The sequence below is a fragment of the uncultured Lamprocystis sp. genome, assembly GCF_903933125.1.
In the GTDB taxonomy this organism is placed as follows: domain Bacteria; phylum Pseudomonadota; class Gammaproteobacteria; order Chromatiales; family Chromatiaceae; genus Thiodictyon.
This window is the reverse complement of the sequence record NZ_CAIZIZ010000569.1, coordinates 1-5,896: the sequence shown is the minus strand read 5'-3', so window position 1 is coordinate 5,896 and position 5,896 is coordinate 1. Positions and strand designations below refer to the sequence as shown.

The window sequence follows — 5,896 nt, the reverse complement described above, 5'->3', positions numbered from 1 at the left end:
CGCGATGGATGCCGCGGTCACCCCGAACGGTCAGGTGACGCGCCCGGCCCCATCGCGGCGGGACGCCGCTCCCACGGGGTCGCTGCGCGACGTTCGCGGTAAAGCCTCGGCCTCCGGTCGAGTCGCCCCGGTCGGCGAGCCGGCGTGGTACGAACTACTGCGGAAATCGCCTAGCCGCCGGCGGTCTGTGCGGTCTCCAGCGCGGCGGTCAGGGCGCGGCGGAAAAACTCGGGTTGCGCCAGTGCGGCCTGATGAATTTCGGCATTGTAGTACTGGGTGTCGAAGGGCTTGGCGCGAACATCGGCAACGCGCACTCCGTCTAAGGCGCCGTCGCCCTTGCCGGCCAGGGTGGCAGTCATCCAGCCCGAGGGATAGACGGTCTGGGGGAAGAACAGCGACCGGGTGTCACCAAAGCCGGCAGCGCGCATGGCGATGTGCATGTCAGTGAGGATATGCATGTGATAGAGGGGCGACTCGCTCTGCTGCACCAGGATGCCGCCCTGATCCAGTGCGCGCGCGCAGTCCGCATAGAAATCGGCGGTGAAGAGCCCCACGGCGGGTCCCACGGGGTCGGTGCTGTCGACGATGATCAGGTCGAGGCTGCCGGGCGAGGCCTCCTGAATCCAGCGGATGCCGTCCTCGAAGAGCAGCCGTGCCCGCGGGTCCTCGTTGGACGCGGTGAGTTCGGGAAAGAAACACTCGGCGGCCAGGGTGACGCCCTCGTCGATGTCAATCTGCACGACCGATTCGACGCTGTCGTGCTTGAGCACCTCGCGCAGGGTACCGCAATCACCGCCACCGATAACACACACCCGGCGCGGGTGGGGATGCGTGAAGAGGGCGGGATGGGACATCATCTCGTGGTAGAGAAAGTTGTCGCGGCTGGTGAGCATGACGAAACCGTCGATCACCATCAGATTGCCGAAGCCCGCGGTGGCGTAAACCTCGATCAACTGGTAGGGCGTCTGCTCCTCGTGGAGCTTCTCGGTGACTTTGAGCGAGAAGGCTGAACCCTCGTCCTCGACGACCTCGGTAAACCACTCGTTGGGTTCTAGCATGGCGCACTTCCTTTATGGATGAAGCAGACGGCTGATGAAACGGCTGCGCTATTATGAAGAAGGGCCGGGCGGCTGGACAAGCCGGGGAAACCCCAGATCGCGCGCCGCCGACCGGGTCCGCGGCACCGCTAGCGGGGAAACCGGTCGTCCAGATTGGCCGGACACAGGACCTCGCGCATGATGCCGATGAGGTCCAGCAGTTGGGTGTTGCGGATGCGGTAGAAAATGCGGTTCGCCTCCTTGCGCGCGACCACGATGTTCTTGTTGCGCAGTTGCTCCAGATGCTGGGAAATGTTGCTCTGGGAGGTTCCGGTGCGCTCCACGATCTCGCCCACCGACAGTTCGTTCTCCCCCAGCGAGCACAGGATTTTCCAGCGCAGGGGGTGGGCCATGGCCTTGAGGGCATTGGCGGTCAGGGCGGTTTTTTCGTCCTCCCGCTGGTCGGTATTGGGCAGGTCGCTCATCATCGATCCTCCTCCGGCATGTGAGATACACTGCACGGGTAAGTTGTCGCGGGGTCGGTATCGTCGCCGGGCTCGACCCGCACATAGCCGGTCATATCCTTAGCGATGCAGATGATATCGCTGATTGCCCCCGCCGTGTTTCTGACCGCGGTGCGCGCGAACAGGATTGGCACCCGCCGACCATCGCGCGCGATGAAGCGTGCCTCGATCTTGCTCAGCGCCCCGGTGCGGATCAGGGCCTCCAGCCAGGTGCCGAGGAAGGCCCCGGCCTGTTCGTCGCCCTCCTCCTCGAAGATGTCCCCGATGGGCATGCCGATCAAGTCGGCTTCCGGGTAACCGAGCATACGGCACGCGGCCGGGTTCGTCATGGTGATGGTGCCGCCGGGTTCCAGCACCAGGAGCGCCTCGCCCATGTGGGTGATGATGTTCTCGAGATACTGCCGGGCCGCGGCCAGTTCCGCGGTGCGTTCGGCCACCCGCTGCTCCAGCACCCGATTGAGTCCGCGCTCCTTCTCGATCAGCCGAAAATAGGTGCTGATCTTGTTGATCAGCAGCTGATCATCGATAGGCTTGAGCAGGTAGTCCACGGCCCCGACCGCAAATCCGCGCCGCTGGAATTCCTCGGATTTGAAGGCGGCGGTCAGGAAAATGATCGGGATATCCCGCGTGCGTTTGCGTAACTTGAGCAGGGACGCGGTTTGAAAACCGTCCATCCCCGGCATCTGCACGTCCAGGATGATGAGGTCGATGTCCGGGTGGCTATGGGTGAAGTCGATCGCCTGCTGGCCGGAGGTGGCCTCGATCACGGCGACATCCATGTGCGCCTCGATCAAGGTCCTCAGCGTAAACAGGTTGTGCGCATGGTCATCGACGATGAGCAGCTTGAATCCAGCGTAACCATTCATAGACTGTGTTGACAGGGTGGGTCCGGATAGGCAAGGCCGCCACTCTCAGGCGATTCCCGGGAATACTATAGCCATCGGACGTGATAACCGGACGTAGGGGCGGGTTTCAAACCCGCCCCTACACCAAGGGTCTGTCCGGATATCAGGTAAGAAGGCGATATCCCCACTGTAGGGGCGACTTCAGTCGCCCCCTCCCCCCGGTCGATCCTTGCCCGGAAATCACCTCACCCTGGATTTCGGCGGGCGCGCCCAAAGGCCAGCAGCCCCGTCATGACCATCCGCAGCCCGGCGGCATCGACCGGTTTGGGAAGCACGGCAATCGCCCCCGCGGCCAGACAGGCGTCGCGCAGACGCTCGACCACCACTGGATTCGTCGCTTCGGTCATGACCGCCACGGCGGTGCCGTAAACACGGTGATGTTTCAGTAGCATTGTGATCGTATCACAGGTCTCCCGCTCCGACACCAGCGCGGAGAGGATCACCAGCAGACAGCCCGCTGGTTCCTCCTGCAAGGTCTCCAGCGCCTCGTCCAGGTCCGCCGCGGACTGCACCGCAAGCCCACTGGCACCGATGAGCCCGGACAGGTGGACCAGGGTCGGGACGTCACGATCGATGATCAGCACCCAGTGCCCAGGGTTATCCCGATTCGGTTGGTTCGGGGGCTCCTCCAGGAACGGCAGGGGCAGGCTCTCGGCGGACTCGGAGGACTCCTCCTCCACGAGTTCGCCGCCCGGCAGGACGAGCGGCAACAGCAAGGTGAAGACGGCACCGGCCCCGAGATCGCTGTGCACCTCGATCCGGGCACCCAGCAGCTTGGCCAGTTCGCGGCTGATGGAGAGGCCGAGACCGGTGCCGCCGTAGCGTCGACGGGTGGAACCGTCGGCCTGCTGGAAGGCCTCGAAGATGATGGCCTGCTTGTCCTTGGGGATGCCGATACCGGTGTCGGCCACGCTGATCGCCAGCGGACGCGCGGGGTCCGGGCAGGTCTGAAGGCTCAGGGTGACGCGGCCCTGATCGGTGAATTTGATCGCGTTGGCGAGGAAGTTCTTGAGAATCTGCCGCAGCTTTTCCCGATCGGTCGAGATGCGGACCGGCGCGGCGGGGTTGATCTGCACCGCGATCTCCACCGGCTTATCGCCGATCAGGGGCGCGACCAGCTCCACGATATCCGTCAGCAGCGGCGGCAGGTCCACCACGTCCAGGGTCACCGGCACATGGCCGGCTTCGATCCGTGAGATGTCGAGAATATTGTCGATCATGGTCCGCAGGTCCGTACCGGCCTCATGAATGACCTGCGCCTGACGGCACTGACTTGCGGTGAGACCGCTGGATTCTGCCGCCAGCATCTTCGAGAGCAGCAGGATGGAGTTCAGCGGGGTGCGCAGTTCATGACTCACATTGGCCAGGAACTCCGACTTGTAGCGGTTCGAGCGCTCAAGCGCCTGAGTGTGCTCGCGGGCGACGCGCAGATGTTCGGCATGGGTCTCCGCCAGGACGGTCAACTGCTCCCCGAGTTCCCGGACCTCCTTGGGGCCACGCCAACTGAAGCGCAGCGGGGGTCCGTCATGCAGAATCTGACCAATGCCGCCGGTCAGCGCCTGGCTGAAGCGCTCAGCCCGGTGAGCGATCCAGCGCGCCAGGAACATGACCACCAGCACCAGCACGAAGATGATCGAGAGGACTCTGAGAATCAGCGCATTGCGAAATTCGTCCATCGGTGAGGGGTCGACCGCACGCCCCACCCAGAGGGGCCGACCATCTTCGGTGGCAAACATCGGCACCCACAGGAGTTGGCCGCCGCGCGGGCCCTTCCACAGTGCCAGATTGCCTTCCGCAAAGATCGCCTCGAGCCCCGGAAACGCCTGGAACGCCTCCGGCTGCGCCACACCGGGTTCACCACGGGCGGACGCGGCTCCGGCCGGCTGGCCGGGCCGCAGGTAGGTTCCATCCTGGTTGACCCAGAGGGTATCGCGATAGAACTGGGCCAAGCCGCCCACGTCGATGCCCATCACCACCACCCCTTGCGGCGGCTCCTTGCTGCCGCCGATTGGGCTCGCCAGACTGAGGGTCATGAGTTGTCGCGGGTCGGCCGCCCCCCCGACCGGATCGACCCGGATGCGGCTCACAATCACCGCCCCGGGGTCCAGATGCAGCCCCGCGGTGAGGAAATCACCGCTCGGCACCAGCGGCGGCTGCGCCGTCGGCCGCCACTCCTGCGAGCGTGGATCGCGGGTGAGCCAGAACCGCTCCTCGCCCTGCGCGTCGACGAACAGCAGCTGGGTGATATCGCGCTGATCCGCGAGGATTTGATTGACCCAGGCGGTGTAACGAGCGCGCGCCAGATCGATCTGGTCGGCCTCGCCCTGCGCCCCGAGGATCAAGCCCGGCTCCGGCAGTTTCGAGAGCAGGCGGATCATCTCGTGGCGACTGGCCAGATGCTGATCCAGATCGCGAAAGTCGGCGCGCAGGTTTTGCAGATAGGCGCGCTGATAGAAGAGTGCGGTGCGGTCCAGCACCAGCGGCAGATTGATGATCACCGCCAGCATCAGGGGCATCAGCCCAAAGACCAGCAGGAACCCCAGGATGTAGACGCGCAGCTTCACGTTCGGCTGAAAGCGACCACGGAGTTCACCGGGGAAACCGGGCGAGGCGCTCGCCCGCTCGCGCGCACCGGCCGCCGTGGCATCCCCGATGTCCTCGCCGGCACGTCATCCGCTACAGCGCTTGCACCAGGCCCAACACCTGGGCCGCGTGCCCCTTGGGCTTCACGTCATGGATGGCATGACGAATGATTCCTTGTTTGTCGACGATGAAGGTGGAACGGACGATGCCCATGCGCCGCTCCCCGTGGGCTTCCTTCTCCCGCCATACCCCGTAGGCTTCACAGGTCTCGCCGTCGGGGTCGGCAAGCAGCTTGACGGTCAGTCCGTACTTGTCCCGAAAGGCACCATGGCTGCTGCAGGTATCCCGGCTGATTCCGATCAGCTCGGTCTGTGCCGCGTCGAATTCTGACTGCAGATCAGTAAACTCCAACGCCTCCATGGTGCAACCCGGGGTGTCATCTTTGGGATAGAAGTAGATGACCAGGTTGCGCTGGCCGATCAGGCCCTCCAGATTGACTCGCTCCATATCCGCGTCGGGTAGAGAAAAGTCGGGTGCCTTGTCGCCAGGCTGAAGCATGGGGTCTCGCTCCGATGGTAGTGTGATAGCCGCCCACGGAATTTAGGCAGACCCAGGCCCTACGTCAACTGTCAACTACCCCGCCCTGAAGGGCGGAGCTTGTGAAAGCAAGCCGGGTTGACCAGGGAGAGCGGTCATCAATCCGCTACGTTGGCAACAGGTCGTCAAGACCCACTCCGGGATGCTTCCTCAGTCCCGGACCCTGGAAGATCGCAATCATGCTGGCGAAAGGTAAAGCGCCGAAGGTTGTGATTGCCGCTGGCAACAGCGGGAGCCGGTTGCCGACAGT

The 5,896-nt window shown here is 64.1% G+C and carries 5 protein-coding genes; all 5 read right to left on the bottom strand.

The features are described from left to right. Positions 1–170: 170 nt before the first annotated feature. Complete coding sequence (gene speE / locus QZY03_RS30850; RefSeq protein WP_295588042.1) at positions 171–1,058, bottom strand: polyamine aminopropyltransferase; 888 nt, start codon at positions 1,056–1,058, stop codon at positions 171–173. Positions 1,059–1,186: 128 nt separating this feature from the next. Continuing rightward, positions 1,187–1,522: a metalloregulator ArsR/SmtB family transcription factor gene (locus QZY03_RS30845; RefSeq protein WP_020508201.1), complete on the bottom strand. Its 336-nt coding sequence runs from the start codon at positions 1,520–1,522 to the stop codon at positions 1,187–1,189. Beyond that, positions 1,522–2,427 (bottom strand): response regulator, encoded by a 906-nt coding sequence (locus QZY03_RS30840; protein ID WP_295588040.1) that lies wholly within the window; start codon positions 2,425–2,427, stop codon positions 1,522–1,524. Before QZY03_RS30840 ends, QZY03_RS30845 begins: the two co-directional genes overlap by 1 nt. Positions 2,428–2,651: 224 nt before the next feature. Continuing rightward, a complete protein-coding gene (locus QZY03_RS30835) occupies positions 2,652–5,030 on the bottom strand; it encodes an ATP-binding protein (protein WP_295588038.1) in 2,379 nt (792 codons plus the stop codon). A gap of 112 nt (positions 5,031–5,142) precedes the next feature. Further along, positions 5,143–5,607, bottom strand: a complete 465-nt coding sequence (locus tag QZY03_RS30830) for a peroxiredoxin (RefSeq protein ID WP_295588036.1) — start codon at positions 5,605–5,607, stop codon at positions 5,143–5,145. Between the last annotated feature and the right edge of the window lie 289 nt (positions 5,608–5,896).